This window comes from Gammaproteobacteria bacterium (ex Lamellibrachia satsuma) (assembly GCA_019623805.1).
Classification (GTDB): Bacteria; Pseudomonadota; Gammaproteobacteria; order Chromatiales; family Chromatiaceae; genus QGON01.
Map to the genome: position 1 here is coordinate 2,460,444 of CP053680.1, position 17,566 is coordinate 2,478,009.

The 17,566-nt window shown below is 54.9% G+C and carries 18 protein-coding genes; 11 read left to right on the forward strand and 7 right to left on the reverse strand.

All coding sequences use genetic code 11. The features are described 5' to 3' along the window. Positions 1–146: 146 nt before the first annotated feature. The 4 genes from HPY30_10680 to apaG form a co-directional block, all read right to left on the reverse strand. Positions 147–899 carry a TIGR00266 family protein gene (locus HPY30_10680; GenBank protein QYZ66416.1) on the reverse strand — a complete coding sequence of 251 codons (753 nt, stop codon included), beginning with the start codon at positions 897–899 and terminating at the stop codon, positions 147–149. A 62-nt stretch (positions 900–961) separates the two neighbouring features. Beyond that, positions 962–1,801 carry a symmetrical bis(5'-nucleosyl)-tetraphosphatase gene (locus HPY30_10685; GenBank protein ID QYZ66417.1) on the reverse strand — a complete coding sequence of 280 codons (840 nt, stop codon included), beginning with the start codon at positions 1,799–1,801 and terminating at the stop codon, positions 962–964. 16 nt (positions 1,802–1,817) lie between these two features. Next, complete coding sequence (locus HPY30_10690; protein ID QYZ66418.1) at positions 1,818–2,450, reverse strand: DUF2238 domain-containing protein; 633 nt, start codon at positions 2,448–2,450, stop codon at positions 1,818–1,820. Positions 2,451–2,459: 9 nt separating this feature from the next. Next, entirely contained in the window at positions 2,460–2,843 is a 384-nt protein-coding gene (gene apaG / locus HPY30_10695) for a Co2+/Mg2+ efflux protein ApaG (protein QYZ66419.1), read from the reverse strand. Between the two features lie 154 nt (positions 2,844–2,997). On the opposite strand from apaG, the gene HPY30_10700 reads away from it, so the two are divergent. From HPY30_10700 to HPY30_10710, 3 genes are all read left to right on the forward strand, one after another. Next, complete coding sequence (locus HPY30_10700; GenBank protein ID QYZ68001.1) at positions 2,998–3,435, forward strand: ankyrin repeat domain-containing protein; 438 nt, start codon at positions 2,998–3,000, stop codon at positions 3,433–3,435. A gap of 174 nt (positions 3,436–3,609) precedes the next feature. Beyond that, entirely contained in the window at positions 3,610–3,774 is a 165-nt protein-coding gene (locus HPY30_10705) for a hypothetical protein (GenBank protein QYZ66420.1), read from the forward strand. A gap of 71 nt (positions 3,775–3,845) precedes the next feature. Further along, a complete protein-coding gene (locus tag HPY30_10710) occupies positions 3,846–4,787 on the forward strand; it encodes a Gfo/Idh/MocA family oxidoreductase (GenBank protein ID QYZ66421.1) in 942 nt (313 codons plus the stop codon). A gap of 180 nt (positions 4,788–4,967) precedes the next feature. Here the strand turns inward: HPY30_10710 and pdxA are convergent, their stop codons facing one another. Genes pdxA through lptD form a run of 3 tightly spaced genes read right to left on the reverse strand, consistent with a single transcriptional unit; the run spans position 4,968 to position 9,522 of the window. Further along, complete coding sequence (gene pdxA / locus HPY30_10715; protein QYZ66422.1) at positions 4,968–5,945, reverse strand: 4-hydroxythreonine-4-phosphate dehydrogenase PdxA; 978 nt, start codon at positions 5,943–5,945, stop codon at positions 4,968–4,970. Beyond that, complete coding sequence (locus tag HPY30_10720; GenBank protein QYZ66423.1) at positions 5,942–7,249, reverse strand: molecular chaperone SurA; 1,308 nt, start codon at positions 7,247–7,249, stop codon at positions 5,942–5,944. Before HPY30_10720 ends, pdxA begins: the two co-directional genes overlap by 4 nt. A 5-nt stretch (positions 7,250–7,254) precedes the next feature. Continuing rightward, positions 7,255–9,522, reverse strand: a complete 2,268-nt coding sequence (lptD, locus tag HPY30_10725) for an LPS assembly protein LptD (protein QYZ66424.1) — start codon at positions 9,520–9,522, stop codon at positions 7,255–7,257. Between the two features lie 108 nt (positions 9,523–9,630). On the opposite strand from lptD, the gene HPY30_10730 reads away from it, so the two are divergent. From HPY30_10730 to HPY30_10765, 8 genes are all read left to right on the forward strand, one after another. Further along, positions 9,631–10,812: an efflux RND transporter periplasmic adaptor subunit gene (locus HPY30_10730; protein QYZ66425.1), complete on the forward strand. Its 1,182-nt coding sequence runs from the start codon at positions 9,631–9,633 to the stop codon at positions 10,810–10,812. Then, positions 10,809–13,949 (forward strand): efflux RND transporter permease subunit, encoded by a 3,141-nt coding sequence (locus HPY30_10735; protein QYZ66426.1) that lies wholly within the window; start codon positions 10,809–10,811, stop codon positions 13,947–13,949. The genes HPY30_10730 and HPY30_10735 overlap by 4 nt, the downstream gene beginning before the upstream one ends. Before the next feature lie 118 nt (positions 13,950–14,067). Continuing rightward, positions 14,068–14,235: a hypothetical protein gene (locus tag HPY30_10740; GenBank protein ID QYZ66427.1), complete on the forward strand. Its 168-nt coding sequence runs from the start codon at positions 14,068–14,070 to the stop codon at positions 14,233–14,235. A 2-nt stretch (positions 14,236–14,237) separates the two neighbouring features. Then, positions 14,238–14,723 (forward strand): hypothetical protein, encoded by a 486-nt coding sequence (locus HPY30_10745; protein QYZ66428.1) that lies wholly within the window; start codon positions 14,238–14,240, stop codon positions 14,721–14,723. Between the two features lie 113 nt (positions 14,724–14,836). Further along, a complete protein-coding gene (locus HPY30_10750) occupies positions 14,837–15,154 on the forward strand; it encodes a DUF4282 domain-containing protein (protein QYZ66429.1) in 318 nt (105 codons plus the stop codon). A gap of 99 nt (positions 15,155–15,253) precedes the next feature. Beyond that, positions 15,254–15,844, forward strand: a complete 591-nt coding sequence (locus HPY30_10755; GenBank protein QYZ66430.1) for an NAD(P)H-dependent oxidoreductase — start codon at positions 15,254–15,256, stop codon at positions 15,842–15,844. Positions 15,845–16,038: 194 nt separating this feature from the next. Beyond that, complete coding sequence (locus tag HPY30_10760; GenBank protein QYZ66431.1) at positions 16,039–16,701, forward strand: c-type cytochrome; 663 nt, start codon at positions 16,039–16,041, stop codon at positions 16,699–16,701. 277 nt (positions 16,702–16,978) lie between these two features. Further along, positions 16,979–17,509 (forward strand): DUF5610 domain-containing protein, encoded by a 531-nt coding sequence (locus HPY30_10765; GenBank protein ID QYZ66432.1) that lies wholly within the window; start codon positions 16,979–16,981, stop codon positions 17,507–17,509. The last annotated feature ends 57 nt before the right edge of the window (positions 17,510–17,566 follow it).

A 17,566-nucleotide genomic window follows, 5' to 3' on the forward strand; every position in this document is an offset into this window, starting at 1 on the left:
GTCCTGATCCCCCCTTTCCCATGCTGGTCGGATCACCGGTTCGGGTCATGGAGTCATTGATTGAATGCAAGATGGGATTACGGGTGAGAAGCTGTCTCCTCTATATTACCTTGGTGCATACGGACGTGGAGGGTGATATGAATTAATCAATCCTCACCCTGGTTCTTGCCGCCACCTTGTGGGGCGTGTTCCAGGATCCGGTCTGCCATGCGGGAGAATGGCAGGCTTTGGATCCAGACAGTGCCGGTGCCGGTGAGGGTGGCAAGAAATATCCCTTCCCCGCCAAAGACCATCGACTTGAGTCCACCGGACATCTCAATGCTGTAGTCAATGCCATCAGTGAAGCCTACCAGGCAACCGGTGTCGATACGCAGGGTTTCGCCGTTGAGCTGCTTTTCCACAACCGTGCCGCCGGCCTGGATGAAGGCAAGGCCGTCTCCCTCCAGTTTCTGCAGGATGAAACCTTCGCCGCCGAACAGTCCGGTGCCCAGTTTCTTGTTGAAGGCGATCCCCAGTTTTGTGCCCAATGCGGCGCAGAGAAAAGCATCTTTTTGACAGATAATACGTCCCCCAAGTTGGGACAGATCAAGCGGCATGACGGTGCCGGGATAGGGTGCTGAAAAAGCGACGCGCTGTTTGCCTGAGCTGCCGCTGTTGGTGAAATGGGTGGTAAAGACGGACTCGCCGGTAATCATGCGCTTGCCCGCACTGAACATCTTGCCGAAGATGCCCTGATCCGGATCAGAGCCGTCCCCCATCTTGGTTTCGAAGCTGATCTGCTGCTCCATGTAGGTCATGGAGCCGGCCTCTGCAATGACTGTCTCTTCGGGGTCGAGTTCAATCTCCACCAGCTGCATGTCGTGGCCGATGATTTTGTAGTCGATTTCGTGGGCTTTCATGGTGGTTTCTCCCGAGGTGTTTCAAACAGGGTGTCATGGATAGGCAGCCATTGCGGCACTGCTCAGTTTTTGCCGGGTTTTAGTGCGCCTGGGCATGGCAGGTGGATAGGTTTGGGCTTTTTCTTTTTGCGCAGGCGCAGTGCGGTCAGTGCTCCACCCCAGAGGCAGCCGGTGTCCAGAGACCAGATCTGGTGCGCCTCATGGTAGCCCAGTGTCGACCAGTGGCCAAAAAGGATGCGGTCGTTTCGGCTTGCCCGCTTCGGCAGCTCATACCAGGGCAAAAGCTTGCCATGCTGGGAATCGGGAGAACCCTTCTCCTGCAGGGCGAGTCTGCCGCCGGGGGTGCAGAAGCGCAAACGGGTGAAGCTGTTGGTGATGAAACGGTGCCGCGCCATGCCGGTCAGCTTATTGGACCAGAGGTCTGGTTCATTGCCGTACATCTGCCGGCAGAATCTGCGGAAACCAGGACCCTGTATTACTGCTTCCAACTCTCTGGCCAGGGCCAGGGCCGTGGGGATGTCCCACTGTGGTGGCAGACCGGCGTGGACCATGCTGAAGTTCTGCTTGCGGCTATGGTGCATCACCGGCCGGTGCCGCAGCCAGTGAAGCAGTTCATCGCTGTCGGGAGCCTGCAGAATCTTGTCGAGGGTGCCGTGTTTGGAGTGACGTCGATTACCCTGGGAGAGTGCCAGCAGGTGCAGGTCGTGGTTGCCCAGCACTGTGATGGCCCGTTTGCCGAGGGATTTGACGAACCGCATCACCTCCAGGGATTTTGGGCCGCGATTGACGATGTCTCCCGCCAGCCAGAGTTTGTCCTTGGATGGATTGAATTCGATGAACTCCAGCAGGCGCTGCAGTTCATCGTAACAACCCTGTATGTCGCCAATGGCGTAGGTGGCCAATTAGGATACCTCCATTCTACTGCCTGTTAACGCTGAGCAGATTTGCCAGCGACCGGTCGTGGACCCGCTGCAACAGCAGCAGCGCCATGATAGCGCCGATCAGTGCCAGAAACATATCTGTCTGGGTATCCCAGGGATCGCCCTGGGTGCCGAGGAAGGCTTCCGCCGCCTCACCGCTTGCCAACGCCACCCACCATTCGATCAGTTCATAGAATGCACTGAAGGCGAGGCAGATACTGATCACTATGAAGGCGAGCCAACGGCCTGCTTGTAACGACGAGCGGCGCAGCAGGATCTCTCTGGCCAGGATGGCAGGAATAAAACCCTGTGCAAAGTGGCCGATGCGATCATAGTGGTTGCGGGAGAGATCGAGGCTGTCGCGCAGCGTGTTGAAAAGCGGAACCTCTGCGTAGGTGTAGTAACCACCGATCATGAGAATGACGGCGTGCAGAGCAAGCAGACGATAGAGCAGGGGCGTGAGGGGAAAACGTTGCCAGGTAATCGTCAGCAGCACCAGCCCGATCATTACCGGCACTGTTTCCAGCAGCCAGGTCAGACGGTCTGCAACGGGATCAAGACCGCTGAGGAAAAGGATCAGCAGAATGCCTGCTCCCAACACCAATGGTTCGTGTTGGAAAGATGTTCTCATAAGCGGTTCCTAGTGCAGACTGCCAGGCCTGGCCAGAGAAAATGGGGGGATGGTCGCATCGAAGTGGTTGCCCTGACTATCCACCATGTCGTAGCTGCCCTGCATACTGCCTGCCGGAGTGTCGAGTATGGTGCCGCTGGTGTAGCGGAAAGACTCGCCGGGGCCGAGACGGGGCTGTTCGCCAACCACTCCCTCACCGCGTACCTCCTGCACCTTGCCGTTGGCATCGCTGATGACCCAGTGCCGGTTCAGCAGACGTGCCGTCTCGGTACCATCGTTGCGGATGGTAATAGTGTAGGAGAAGACGTAACGGTTTGTCCTGGGGGTGGATTGGGACTCGACATACTCTGTCTCAACCTGGATGCCAATCTGGTGTGGATTCTTTTGAGTCATCAATTCTGCTGGTTTCATTTGGGGCACAAAGGCGGGTAATTCAGCCAGTGTACAGTAGTGGAATCAAGATTATTGGCGTCTGGCCGATTACCTATTATAAATGGATTACAGGGTGTTTGTGATGTGCAAAACGACTTTTTTTGTCCTGTTCTTTCTGCTGGTGTCCCCGGTTTTTGCGGTAGATCAGGCACAAGAGCTGGTGGCAGCCGCGATGAGTGGCCGGGTGGAGACGCTGCGTGACCTGCTGGCGCAGGGCGCAGATGCCAACAGCAAAAATGCAGCTGGTCGGCCAGCCCTGCTGTTGGCAGCTTTCAACGGGAACCTGCACAGTGTCCGTGCACTCGTGAGCGCGGGGGCGGATGTCGATCTCGTTGACGCCAAGGGAGCCACTGCACTGATGCAGGCGGCCTCCTTCAACCACCCGAAGGTGGTTACCCTGCTGATCCAGGCGGGATCGGATGTGAATGCCAAGGACCAGGGCGGAAATACGGCTTTGAGTCTTGCCGGCAGGGGGGGGCATGGGGAGATGGTGAAGATGCTCACCGCAGCTGGCGCCGTCGAGGCCGCTGAAGAGAAGGGTGAAGAGAAATAGTAGACCCCTTGTGACTTCCAGGAGTGTGAACTGGAACCATAACCGACTGTTTTTACTTCACACTTTAAACAAAGACTGTCGCCGTTCTATGGTGAATGTGACCGATTTCAAAGCGGCTGTCTACAGACTGAACCATGCTTCGGTCAAGGCAAATGGTGTTTCAGGAATTTCGTCATGCAAATACAACATCCTCATCGAAAACCCGATTTCTTCTTCGTGCTGGTCATGTTGGTCCTGCTCGGAGTCACTTCGAGCATCGCCGTGCAGATGCGTGCGGCGGATACGCCGGAGATCACGGCTGCACCGGTGGCGTCCGGGTTTAACCTGAATCGGGGATAGCCCCGTTTTCTGACAAGTTTTCTCTCTGATGTGGTAGATTGCCGCCTGTTTGGAAAACAGGGTTACAGACGATGGCGGAAAAGAGACGTGTTGGCGTAGTAGGGGTGGGTTATCTTGGGCGTTTTCATGCCCTCATCTACTCCAGAATGAGTGACGTGGAACTGGTTGGCGTGGTGGATACCGATCAGGAGACGGCTGATCGGGTGGCGCAAGAGGCCGGATGTGCCGCCTATACCGATTTTCACGAGCTGCTGGATAAGGTCGATGCGGTCAGCATCGTGGTTCCCACCTCCCTGCACCTGGACGTTGCCCGTCCCTTCCTTGAAAAAGGCATCCACATGTTGTTGGAGAAGCCGATAGCATCTACTGTCGAGGCGGGAGAAAAAATTGTGGCCTTGGCAAAGGCCTCTGGATCAGTGCTGCAGATCGGCCATCTGGAGCGTTTCAATGCAGGCGTCATGAAGCTTGCGGAGCGGATCAAGACGCCCCGTTTCATCGAGGCCCACCGCATGGGTGAGTTCGTTGCTCGTGCAACCGATGTCGATGTGGTCTCCGATCTGATGATTCACGATATCGACATCATCCTCTCGCTGGTGGGATCGGAGATCACCTCCATTGCAGCAGTCGGCACCCCGGTACTGACATCCCATGTGGATATAGCCAACGCCCGGCTTGAGTTTGCCAACGGCACCGTCGCAAATATCATAGCCAGTCGGGTTTCAGATAAGACGACGCGCCGTATCCGGGTGTTCGAGGAGAACCGTTACGAATCTCTCGACTTCATCGCGCAGACCATCGATACCGCCTATCCACGACCACAGCCTGGCGAGGAGTGGCCTGAGATTGTCTCTGAGCGTCTGCAGGTGGAGCCGGTGAAACCGCTCGACACCGAGCTGCAGGCCTTTATCGATTGCATCAACAGTGACGAAGCGCCGCTGGTGGATGGGGAAGTCGGCCAAAAGGCGCTGGAAGTGGCGATGCAGGTGAAGGCGAAGATTCTGCAGCCGGGGTGATCCTCCTGTTTGCAGACGCTGTGTTTCTGGTTTTGCCGGTGATTGTTATCCGCAAATGAAGTAGGTCTTGTCATCTCGACCGCAGGGAGAGATCCCAGTCCGGTTTGCAATCAACGAACTACGTAGTAGGAGATTTCTCCCTACGGTCGAAATGACAGTTAATTAGTTGGGGCACGGCTCCTACACCCTGCGTTTTGCCTCAACCATCTTCCCGGCCATGGCAACAGCCGCATGCAGGCTGCCGATACCTGCCTGACCGCTCCCCGCCAGATCGAGAGCAGTGCCGTGATCCACGGAGGTGCGGATGATGGGCAGGCCAAGTGTGACGTTGACCGCCCTGCCGAAGCCCAGGTGTTTGAGCACCGGCAGGCCCTGGTCGTGATACATGGCGAGCACGGCGTCTGCCTGTTGCAGATACTTGGGTGTGAAGAGGGTGTCGGCGGGCAGCGGTCCGGTAAGGTTTATGCCTCCCTGCCGCAGCCGCTCAAGGGTCGGCTCGATGATCTCTATCTCCTCCCGTCCAAGGTGGCCGCCCTCCCCGGCATGGGGGTTGAGGCCGCAGACCTGTATCCGGGGATCTGTCAGGTCAAAGTGCCGGCGCAGGTCGTAATCCAGAATACGGATGACCCGCTCGAGCCGTTGGGGAGTGATCTGTTGGCTGACCTCGCTCAGTGGCAGGTGGGTGGTGACGAGAGCTACCCGCAGACCTTTGGTTGCAAGCATCATCACCGGGTGTGCCTGGGTGAGTTCAGCGAGAAATTCAGTATGTCCGGTGAATGTGTGTCCGGCATCATTGATGATGCCTTTATGCACCGGGCCGGTGACCAGTGCATCGAAGTTGCCGTTCAGGCACCCTTCGGTTGCCTGGCGCAGGGTGTCGAGAACATAATCGGCGTTGGCGGGATTGAGTCTGCCGCACTGCGCTTCGGCAGCGAGTGGAACCGGCAGGATCCGGAGACTGCCTGGTTCGGCTTCTGCGGCATCAAAGGGGATCAGCGTCAGTGGCAGCTCCAGTTGTTCGGCGCGGCGCTCCAGCAGTCCAGGATCGGCGATGACGACAACCGGGGCAGCCAGCGGCCCCTGGGCCAACATTACGCATAGATCCGGCCCGACCCCGGCGGGTTCGCCGGGGGTCAGGGCGATGCGTAACGCCGTCAACCCGGTTCCTGCTCCAGATGTATCTCTACGTAGGCCTCGTCGCGAAGGCGGCGTAACCAGAGGTCGGTGGCCTCTTCCGCCTTTTGCTTGCGGATCGCCTTGCGTGCGTTGGTGCGCACCACCTTTTCGGTGTTGTCGTGTTCGCGACGCTCCAACACCTGCACTATGTGCCAGCCGAATTGAGTCTGAAAAGGGTGGCTGATCCCGCCGGGTTCCAGGGTGTCCATCTGCTGTTCAAATTGCGGCACCATGTCACCGGGGCTGGTCCATCCCAGGTCGCCGCCCTTGATGGCGGATGCCTTGTCATCGGAATGAGAGCGTGCCAGCGTACTGAAGTCTTCCGCGTTCTCCAGGCGGGTTCGCAGGGTCTCAAGGCTGTGGCGCGCCTCGGAATCCGAGACGATTTCATTGGTATTGACCAGGATGTGGCGGGCGTGTGTCTGGGTGATCAGATGGCGTTTGGCACCTTTTGTTTCCACCAGTTTGACGATGTGAAAACCGGAGGCGTTGCGTATCGGATCACTGATATCCCCCGACTCCATATTATCCACCACCTGAGTGAAGATGGAGGGAACACGGGCCGCTTCGATCCAGCCCAGGTCACCGCCTTCCAGTGCCTGACGTCCATCGGATTCCCGCACAGCCGCCTCGCCGAAGTCGGCACCTTCCCGCAGCTGAACGACCAGATCTTCCGACCGTTTTTTTGCCGCCTGGACATCTTCCGGTGCAGCGCCTTCCGGGGTGGCAATAAGGATATGCTGCAGAAGCAGGGCGGAGCGTTGTCGGTTTCCCCCGGCTTCGCGGGCCAGAAAGTTGCGGATGTCCTGGTCGGTGACCACGATACGATTGATCACCTCCTTCTGCTTCAGCCGGTTGATGATGATGTCTCGGCGCAGTTTCTCGCGGAAAAGGGTGAAATTGATGCCGTCCGACTCAAGGGTCTCTCTGAGTTCACCCAGGGTGATGTTGTTGCGTTTGGCGATGTTGGAAATGGTTTTCGACAGGGTGGCGTCATCAACGCTGACGCCGAGTTGCTTTGCTGCCTGCATCTGCAGACGCTTGCTTATCATGCGCTCCAACACCTGCCGCTCCAGGATATTCCGCGCCGGCAGGCCAGTGCCTTTCTCCAGCAGTTGGGTAGCGAGTTCGTGAGTGCTGCTGTCGAGTTCGCTGCGGGCGATAATGTCTTCGTTCACCACGGCCACGATTTGGTCGAGTGCCTCGACGGCGGCGCTGAGTGGCAGTGTGCTTAAGAGCAACAACAGGATGGCCAGTAGTTGCAGGGGTCTAAGGGATGACTGCATGAAATCTAATTTCCCGATTGATAACCATAAATGGATTCTTCCAGGGTGTCCTGAATGTTGTCACCCAGTGCGCCCAGTCCAGTGAGTTCCAGTTGTATCATGAAACTGGTGTCCGCTTCCGCATCGGCATCTGTGACAAAACGTTGTAACAGTGCCCGCAGCTTCCAGCAACAGTGTCCGGAATACTCCATTCCCAGGATCTGGTTCATGTCCCGTTCAAACAGCATCGAATGTTTCCAGACACCAAGCAGGGTGTATTTATGGCTGATGGGCCAATAGGCTGAGACGTTGATATCTTCAATGCTCTCGCGGGTGTAGTTGTAATCAAAATTGAGCAGTTGCCCGGCAGGCGTATTGTAGCGCAGTGCGAACTTGCCTTTGTCCATGCGCCCGCCTTCCAGATGCGGATCCCAACGCAGGGTGGCGGAACTGCTCCAGTTGGAGTCCAGCCGGGAGGAGAGTTCCGCCACGACGGACGAGGTCGATGTTGCGGTAACGTCGGTGTCGCTGAGTTGCACCTTGCGATCTTCGAAATAGAGTATCTGACCAAGACTGGCGCGGAATCGTTCCCGGCCGCTGTCGCTCTCCAGCAAACGTGAGGTGAGTGCCAATGTGATCTGATTGGCATCGCCGATGCGGTCACGGCCACTGAACCGGTTGTCCCGGAACAGGCTGGAGAAGGTGAAGTCGAGCTCCGATGAGTCGAAATTCGGGGTGTCGCTTTGATCCTCGTAAGGGGCGTAGAGGTAGTGGAGACGTGGCTCCAGCGTGTGGGTGGCGGCACTGCCGAACCAGTTGCTGTCCCGTTCCAGGATCAGGCCGCTGTCCAGGCTTAGGGTCGGCACCATCCGGCTTGGGGCGGAATTATCCCCCGCGTCCGTATTACTGAGCTGATAATTTGCGTAGTTGAGACCAACTCTGGGCGTCAGATGGCCCCATGAGCGCCGCAGTGGCAGACTCAGGTAGGGCGAGATGGCGACCCGGTGTCCCCGTACCTGTTCGACGTGGTCGAAATAGACATATTCAGCCTCCAGCGACAGATCGAGTCCCATCTCGTCCAGACTATGAAAATAGCCGGCCAGTAGCTGCGGCAGTCGACTGTAGGGATAGTCGATGCGGGCGATATCCTTGTCGACGGTCTGGAAATCCTGCAGGCGGCCCAACAGCGACCAGTCGCCGATGGTGTAGTTGATATCGCCCCGCTGTTCGATATGCCGGCTGCTGGTGATGGCGAGCCCCTTGCCGAAGTCGGTCAGATACTCTTTGTCGCTCACATAACCTGCGTCGATGGTGGTGGTCAGCCCCGGGGCCAGCCAACTGTCGTGGCGGATATTGAACGCGCCGCGGGTGGAGGGGCGGTCGATGTCGGCGTCTCCATCGTTGGGCAGGATCTCACCGGCGAATATGCCTTTCTGGTTTTCGCTGAGAAAGCGGAACTCTCCCCCCAGCATCAGACCCCGTTTGCTCATCAGGCGGGGGGTGATGGTTGCATCGTAATCCGGCGCCAGGTTCAGATAGTAGGGGATGGAGAACTCACTGCCGCCGCGGCTGGATGAACCTATAGAGGGCAGCAGGAAGCCCGATTTGCGCCGGTCGTCCACCGGGAAGCTGAAGTAGGGGGTATAGAAGACCGGGACGCCGCCGAATCGCAGCTTGGCATTGCGCGCCACGCCCCAGCCTTCGTCCATATTGATATCGAGAGTCTCGGCCTCGATATTCCAGTCGTTGGCGCCAGGGCGGCAGGTGGTGTAGAAGACATCATCGTAATGGGAGAGTGTCTTCGACGCTATGTCCACCCGGCTGGCACTGCCTCTGGCGTTACGTTCCGGCAGGCGGAACTCCGTTTCCGTGAGCCAACCCCTGTTCTTGTCCAGCTCCACCTGCCCCGCTTTGCCGCTGACCCTGAGTCCCGGTTTCTCGATATAAATGTTGTCGTCGAGGTCGATCTGTCGGGTGTCCCGCTGATAATAGGCGTGATCGGCCTCAAGATAGTGTTCGTCCTGTCTGACCTGCACGCCGCCGAAAAAATGGGTGTGGTTGTTGATCTGATCCAACACCGCTGCATCCGCTTCCACTTGGGTGCTGCCGGGTTGGCCCGCATCCAGTGGCAGGACAGGGCGTTCGTGGCTGGTGGCAGGATCGCAGTATTCCCAGTTCAATCCCCGGTCGATACGCAGGTCCTGGACGTCATTGTCGGCTGCCAGGGCCGGGGCGGCAACCAGCAGGAGGGGAACCGGCCAGATGAGAAGGTGTCGGAGACTCAGTCGATTCATGTTGTTTTTGGGGTTGTGAGGCCTTCTGGTTGGTGACTGAGCTGTCGCGCGGCATAAAATCGCATAGAATCGTCTAATCTTCAATTCCTCTGCTTGCTGGAAACCATTGTGGCATCTTCTCTGCACCGTACTTTGCTGACCTTTTTGATACTGCTGCTGACTGTTTTTGTGGTGATGACACTGTGGCGTACCCGCCCACAGCCGGAAGTGGTTATGAAAAAGCCTCAGGTTACACGGGTGGAGGTGGTGCAGGCGGTGGCCCGGGATATCAACCCCCTGGTGCGGCAGACCGGCCTGCTGCGTCCCTGGCGTGTGGCATCTCTGAGATTCGAGGTGAAAGGGGATCTGGTGGAGCGGCTGGTCGAGCCGGGGCAGAAGGTAAAACACGGTCAGTTGCTGCTGCGGCTGGACGATGCGGACTACCGGGATGCGGTAACCGAGAACGAAGCCCGCCTCACAGAGACCCGTGCGGCTATCCGGCGTGACAGATCCCTGCTGGAGTTGGCCAAGGAGAACCGCAAGCTGGCGGAGCAGGAGTATCGGCGCCTGGTAAAACTGGGAGAGGGTTCTCTCTCCTCCGCCTCCACCCGCGACAGCGCCCGCCAGCAACTGCTCAAACTGTCGAGTGACGAGGCGCGGCTGGCCTTCAGCATCGAGAGCAGCCAGGCTAAGCTGGTTCGGGAGGAGGCGGCCCTGAAGCGGGCGCAACGTAATCTGCAACGAACCCGGTTGTCCGCGCCTTTCGATGGCCTGGTCAACCAGGTCGAGGCGGAGGTGGGCGACTATCTGCAGACCAGTACCCGTGTGGTGGAGCTGATTCAGGGTGAATTCCTCGAACTCTATGTCGAGGTGAGTGGCGACGTGGCGGCAGCCCTGACGCTTGGTCAGAAGCTGATCGTAAAGCTTGACGGTGCCGCGCAGGAGGGCGAACTGACTGCGCTGCAGCCGGATCCTGATGCCAAGACACATACTCACCCGTTGCAGATCCGTCTCCCCGCAGATGGTCTGCTGCCAGGCATGCTGGGAGAGGTGCTGCTGCCTCTGGAACCCCGAAGCGGCGCACTGGTCGTACCGCCGGCGGCACTGCTGCGCGAAGAGGGACAGGTCTATGTCTTCGTGGTCGATGCAGGGCGGCTGCAGCGGCATGCGGTGGTGCCGGGCATTCGCTACAACGGTCAGCAGGTGATCCTCTCCGGCCTGGCTGAGGGGGAACTGCTGGTGGCACGGGATGTCGAGGTGCTGAGTGACGGGATCAAGGTAACGGCCGAGATAGTGGAGTCCGGTCGGTGATCGAGTTTTCCATTCGCAACCCACTGATCGTCAACCTGCTGTTGGCGATCATTCTGCTGGCCGGAGTGCTCTCCTGGTATGCCATGCCCCAGGAGATGTTTCCCACGGTGGAGCAGGACAAGGTAAATATCCGCACCACTTTTGAAGGGGCGTCACCGGAAGAGATTGAACGACAGATCACCCTGCCGATCGAACAGGAGCTGGATGGGCTGGCGGATATCGATGTCATCAGTTCCACCAGTAATGAAGGATCGTCGAGCATCCTTATCGAACTCAAGAGTGGTGCCGATGTGGATGACTTTCTGCGCAAGGTCGACACTGCTCTGGACCAGGTGGATGACCTGCCGGACGAGGCGGAGGAGCCTGAGCTCTCCCGTCTGGAGACTCGCTTTCCGGTCATCTCGGTGAGTCTTTACGGCGATATCGCAAGGGGACGTCTCTACAGGATTGCCGAGAATCTGAAGGATGAGATGATCAAGCTGCCGGGGGTGGCGTCGGTGGGGGTGGCCGGTGACCGGGAGTGGGAGATCTGGGTAGTGGCCGATCCCCAGGTGCTGGCGGCCCGTGGAGTCTCCCTGAAGCAGGTGGGTAAGGCGTTACGGGAAAATCTGCGGGATCTGCCCGGTGGCACTCTGAAGTCGACAGGGGGCGATATCCGCCTGCGGGGTATGGGGGTGCCGCCCGATCCTGTGCAAATGGCGGCGATCGTACTGCGCAGCAACGCTGCGGGTGGTCGCCTGCGGCTCGGTGATCTGGCGGAGGTGCAGTTGCGCCTGGAGGAGGCGCAGACCCTGGGGCGGTTCAACGGCAAGCCGTCGGTCAATCTCACCATCAACAAAACCAGTCAGGCATCCACCATCACGGTGGCAAAACAGGTGCGGGCCTATGTGGATGAGCGTCAGCTCACCCTCCCGGCAGGGGTCGAGCTGGGACTCTTCAGTGACCTCTCGGTCTATGTGAAAACCCGTCTGGAGACGGTGAAGTCCTCAGGCATGGTGGGTTTGGCTCTTGTGCTGCTGGCACTCTATCTGATGCTCAACTTCCGTGTCGCCTTCATCACTGCGCTGGGTATCCCGGTCTCCTTCCTGGTGGCGGTGGTCATCCTCTATATGCTGGATTACAGCATCAACATGGTCTCGCTGTTCGCCTTTCTCATCGCCCTGGGTCTGATCGTGGATGATGCAATCATCGTCAATGAGAATATCTACCGCCACCTGGAGATGGGGGAGGATCCGGCAGGTGCTGCCCTTATCGGCACCAAAGAGGTCTTCTGGCCGGTGGTGGCCTCGACTGCCACTACCATTGCCGCCTTTATGCCGATGTTCGCCATCGGCGGCACCATGGGGACGTTTATCGCGGTGATCCCGGTGGTGGTGAGCGCTTCCCTTTCCGGTTCGTTACTGGAGGCATTCGGCGTACTGCCCTCCCATGCCAAGGAGATGCTGACGGTGCCGCGGCAGCGGCGCCAGGGGCGTATTGACTGGACGGCGCTGAACCGGAACTACACCCGTCTTTTGCGCTGGAGTCTCGATTACCGTTATCCCGTGGCGATGCTCTCTGTCGGTGTACTGCTCATCACCCTAACTTTTGCCGCCACCCGCGTCCCCTTCCTGCTCTTCGGGCATGTCGATGTGGGGCAGTTCTTTATCAATATCGAGACGCCCAGCACCTATAGTATCGATGAGAGTGCCCGTCTGGCGAAAAAGATCGAACAGGAGATTATCGGTTCCCTGGAAGAGGAGGAGCTCGACACACTGCTGACAAATGTCGGGGTGACGTTCATCGATTTCCATCGGGTGCGATTTGGCAGTCGCTATATTCAGTTGATCGTCGATCTCAAGAAACAGCGGCCCCAGGGGTTTATCGAGCGTTGGATCTCCCCGGTTGTAAGCCTCAAATTTGCCCGGGAAGGGAGCCGTGACCGCAGTTCAGATCTGGTGATAGAGGCACTGAGGGAACAGTTGGCGCCCATCTCCGGGATCCAGCGGCTGTCGATCCTGCGGCCCCAGGGTGGACCGGCGGGGGCGGATATCGAGATCGGCGTTATTGGCGATTCTGTGGACCAACTGCGTTTACAGGCGGAAAGGGTACGGGGGTTCGTGCAGCGCCTGCCGGGTACGTCGGACGTGCGTCAGGATATGGATCCCGGCAAGCTGGAGTATCGCTATGAACTTAACGAAAGGGGGCGTCAGCTTGGTCTGACCCAGATGCAACTGTCGGACGTGGTGCGCACCGGTTTCCTGGGTCTTGAAGTGGTGCATGTCAGTTGGCAGGATAAACGTATCCCGGTGCGGCTGATCTTTCCTGACCGACTGCGTCACGATGCCGGTGCTTTGGAACGACTGCCGATTACCCTGGAGGATGGTCAGACAGTCTATCTTGGGGATGTCGCCCATGTGCAGGAGGCGCGGGGCTTCAACAGCATCAATCGGCGGGATCTGCAGCGGCTTGCTACCATCACAGCGGAGGTTGATTCGGATATCACCACACCGAATGATGTGATCGAAAAAGTAAAGCAGACGTTTGATGACCTACCGCAGGGTTATGAGTTGCTTTTTCTCGGTGAAAAAAAGAAGACTGAAGAGTCGATTGCCGGTATGAAACGGGCGACCATAATTGCCCTGGCGATTATCTTCGTTATCCTTGCCGCCTTGTTCAAATCACTGCTCGATCCACTGGTGGTGATGTTCGCCATTCCGTTTGGTTTAATCGGTGTCGTGGTGGGACATCTACTGTTCGACTACCATCTGCAGTTCCTCTCCCTGATCGGCTTTCTGGCACTGACCGGTATCGTAGTCAATGATTCCCTTATCCTGGTCGACTTTACCAAACGCATGCGTCGGGAAGGCATGGAGCGTAAAGCGGCAATGGTGGAAGCGGGCCGTGTACGTATTCGTCCGATCCTACTCACCAGTATCACTACCTTTTTAGGTATCTCGCCGTTGATCTTCTTCGCAACCGGGCAGACTGCTTTTCTTTCACCGATGGCAGTCAGTCTTGGGTTCGGATTGCTCTTTGCCACCGTTCTCATCCTGTTGGCGCTGCCCTGTTTCTATCTGATCGCGGATGATCTGCGTTGCGGATTCACCAGGTTGGTTCGCAGTGATGCCAGTCGTGAAAATTCAACTCCTGCATAAATTCATGATAGGAGATAAAAGTCTTCGTCGTTAGCCGTTGTTCCTATTGCGATGGTAGCTTTGAGACTATATTCGTTTAGAGTACAAACCAATTCAAGTATGAGAAGAAGCAAGTGTTATGAATTGGAAAGGTGTTTTAGCTCATATATTGATTTTGCGGCCTTGTTCTGATTTGAGCGAAGAGAAGGATGCTAAAACCTATGACCAAAGAGCTCCGGAGATGATGATTAAGGTTCAAAAGAGATTTCAAGCCCTCGGTTATGACCGTGGTTTAGTAAATGGTTAATTATGAACAATAAAATTGTACCAACGGATTATCTATTATGGGCCGTATCTTGTGTTTCTCTGATCGCTGGGATGATCTTGCCGATGTTCTCTTTTCAGAAATTCTATATATTGAATGATACCTTCTCCCTATTATCAGGAGTCATGTATTTATTTAGAGAAGGTGAGTTATTCCTGTTTTTAATAATAACGCTATTTAGTATTGTCACTCCTGTTTACAAATTAAGCCTTACTCATAAGCTTGTAAAAAACAAAATCCCTACAATCAAGGAAAAATTGTTAATAGTAAAGCGTCTTTCAATTATTGGAAAATGGTCAATGGCAGATGTATTTGTAATTTCTGTCATGGCAGCTACTGTAAAACTTGGGGCTTTTGCCAGCGTGCAAATCCACACGGGTCTTTTTGTATTTGGTTTTGGAGTAATCATGAGCATGATTTTAGTCCACAGGCAGTTGTCAGGATATGAATTATTGCCAAAGAAAGAATAATTTAACGTGTAGCTCAAGCGTGCCTTATAACCCATGCGCTCATTGCCGCCCTGTTTATTCTGTCCTGTGCATGGTGTTAGCGTAAACATGAGAAATACTGGTACTCAAGCCTAATGGATTTCCTTACCTTTAAAAGCTTTATCAGTACAACGGCGCTTATTGCGTTTTATTATATTGGAGCGGTTATATTACCTGTCGGAATATGGTTCTTTTCAATTTGGATAATAAAAAAATATAAGTTTATTGATGATGCGTACAACAAAGGAAAAGAAGAAATCTGGGGCTTGTTAAATAAAAAGCAACAAGTGAAATTGGTTCTGTTAGCCATGACTTTTTTTCTGTTCATGGAGTTGTTTTGGAGAATGCTCTTTGAGTTCTTGATTGCCTATATGCAAATACGTGATGCACTTTTGCAGTCACAATCTTTCTGAGTGTTTATTGTCGAAACCGGTTAAGCTTTCCGGCGCGAAGCTTAGTTGTTTAGTGGTTCCTCGGTCTAAGCATTAAGGAAAAATCTAAATGAGGTCTATATGAAAAAAGTATTACTAATCAACGCGCATCAGTTTTATGAAGGATTTGCTGAAGGCAAACTGAACAAAACCATGGTTGGTGTAATAAAAGAAGAAATGGAGCAAAAAGGCTGTGCGGTAAAGCTGACTTATATTGAAAAAGGCTATGATATTAACGAAGAAGTGGAAAAGCATATTTGGGCTGATATTATCATCACTCAATCTCCTGTTTATTGGTTCGGTACTCCATGGATTTACAAAAAATATATCGATGAAGTATTTACCACAGCCCTTGTTCAGCAAAGCTTGGTAGTTGACGACGGAAGGACGCGCAAAGACCCTAATAAGCAGTATGGAACTGGCGGAAAAATGCAAGGTAAACAATACATGCTTTCGTTAACATGGAATGCACCTTCACAAGCCTTTGGCAATAAAGGGCAAAATCTATTTGAAGGCAAAACTGTTGACGATATATTTATTGGTAATACCGCCGCATATAAATTTTGTGGCGCAGAAATCTTACCTTCTTTTTCCTGTTACGATGTCATGAAAGATCCAGATGTGGAAAGCGATATTGAACGACTCAAGCAGCATCTGATTAGCGTTTGTTAATTCAAGAAGCCTTAATGTATTTTACAATATCTGATTCTCTATGATCGCTGTGCACTTTGTGTTTTGCAGAAACTTTTCTGACTGGATTCAAGTTAAGAATGCTGCAGAATACTAATGAATAAGGCATGCACTTAGAGATCTGTATAAAATACGGCAAGATCATATACCATTGGCTCCAAAGCTGAAGAGAATCCATGAAAAACATCATCCATTCCGTGGCGCTATTGTCTCTCCTTGCAGTGTGCATCCCTGAAGTGTCAGCCAGCCCCCCCCCAGCTTATGAGGGGAGAGGACTCTATGTATCTTACTGCCAGTTGTGTCATGGGACGGGTGGCAAGGGTGATGGTCCTCTCGCAAAGGCGATGAAGATCAGTCCGGCGGATCTGACCACAACGGTACGCTCAAGGAGCGATACCATCCTCATGAAGATTATTACAGGGGAAGGTCGGCAGACCATAACGGGCAGGGATCGTCACAATCTGCTTAGTGATGCCATGCCGGAATGGAAGGATGTATTCAGCGAGCCTCAGGTCAAGTCATTGATCGCATACCTTCGCTTTCTGGGCACCACTAAGCATGATCTGATGGGAGATCCCAAGGTGGGCCAGCAACTCTATCAGGAGTATTGCCAGGTTTGTCACGGCGTGGAGGGTGATGGTGATGGCATCATGACGAAACTCATGGGAATTATGCCGATGGATCATACAAATCCCAACGTGACCAACCCTCTCGATAATATAGAACTGGTCAGTAGCATCCTTGATGGAAAAGGGAGGTTTATGCCGGCTTGGCGCGGTATCCTCAGTCAGAGTAATGTCGAGGCACTGGTCAGTTATATTCGACTGCTCTCTCACTGATAGCACTGCGATCAGATCTCGCGTTTTGATTTAGGTGCTAGGAGATGATCAAAGATTAGGTGATGCCTGTAAGAAATGTGCCCCACGGCAGTGCTTCTACAGGGACCAAGTCCACTCCTATTTCGCCTGTCCTGTGTGCTTTATAGAGATCAGCGCACACTTGCCATGCATTCTGTGCAGTATTTTATTGGGCGATTTATTCCTGCCATCACCAGTATTCCTCCACTTGAGCTAAGCTTCAATTGAAAGGTAACAGCCTTGAGTGGAGGTTCGTACCATGACGACACCCATCACTTCCTCTGGTGTGAAGATCTCAGATTCACACCAGCCACAGTCGCTGAACGTCCAGGCGCAGCGTATGCAGCTGAACGCGCAGATCGTCTCCGCGTCGGCTGAGTTCAAGTCTGACACTGCGGGCCAGCCGCAGGCGCTCTTGTTTCGTTCTGCTATCGAAAAGCTCAACGAATTGCTGCTTCCTGAATTGGGGGAAAATGCGGTTCAACAGGCTGCAGACTCCGGTATCGATTTTTCGCCGGAGGCCACGGCGGAACGTATCGTCGGTTTTGCCACCGGTTTCCTCCCTGTCTTTCTTGACACTCATGCAAATGAGGATCCTCAGGCGGCATTGGATGAGTTCATGCAAATCATCCGTGATGCAATCGAGCAGGGCTTTTCCGAGGCGAGGGAGATTCTTGATGGCCTGAGTGTGTTGGAAGGGGATATCGCTGCCAATATCGATACCACTTTTGAGCTTGTGCTTGAAGGGTTGGAGCGATTTGAGATCGAGATGGCACCTGAGGATCTCTGACAACTATCTTGACCAGATCTGAGTAGACCGGTTCAAGCGTAGCGGAACCGGCAGCCT

Coding starts and splice junctions, on each gene's coding strand:
- HPY30_10720 (QYZ66423.1), bottom strand. CDS start 7,249: ATGCAGTCATCCCTTAGACCCCTGCAACTACTGGCCATCCTGTTGTTG.
- HPY30_10765 (QYZ66432.1), top strand. CDS start 16,979: ATGACGACACCCATCACTTCCTCTGGTGTGAAGATCTCAGATTCACAC.
- HPY30_10755 (QYZ66430.1), top strand. CDS start 15,254: ATGAAAAAAGTATTACTAATCAACGCGCATCAGTTTTATGAAGGATTT.
- HPY30_10705 (QYZ66420.1), top strand. CDS start 3,610: ATGCAAATACAACATCCTCATCGAAAACCCGATTTCTTCTTCGTGCTG.
- HPY30_10750 (QYZ66429.1), top strand. CDS start 14,837: ATGGATTTCCTTACCTTTAAAAGCTTTATCAGTACAACGGCGCTTATT.
- HPY30_10710 (QYZ66421.1), top strand. CDS start 3,846: ATGGCGGAAAAGAGACGTGTTGGCGTAGTAGGGGTGGGTTATCTTGGG.
- HPY30_10740 (QYZ66427.1), top strand. CDS start 14,068: ATGAATTGGAAAGGTGTTTTAGCTCATATATTGATTTTGCGGCCTTGT.
- HPY30_10690 (QYZ66418.1), bottom strand. CDS start 2,450: ATGAGAACATCTTTCCAACACGAACCATTGGTGTTGGGAGCAGGCATT.
- apaG (QYZ66419.1), bottom strand. CDS start 2,843: ATGACTCAAAAGAATCCACACCAGATTGGCATCCAGGTTGAGACAGAG.
- HPY30_10745 (QYZ66428.1), top strand. CDS start 14,238: ATGAACAATAAAATTGTACCAACGGATTATCTATTATGGGCCGTATCT.
- lptD (QYZ66424.1), bottom strand. CDS start 9,522: ATGAATCGACTGAGTCTCCGACACCTTCTCATCTGGCCGGTTCCCCTC.
- HPY30_10680 (QYZ66416.1), bottom strand. CDS start 899: ATGAAAGCCCACGAAATCGACTACAAAATCATCGGCCACGACATGCAG.
- HPY30_10760 (QYZ66431.1), top strand. CDS start 16,039: ATGAAAAACATCATCCATTCCGTGGCGCTATTGTCTCTCCTTGCAGTG.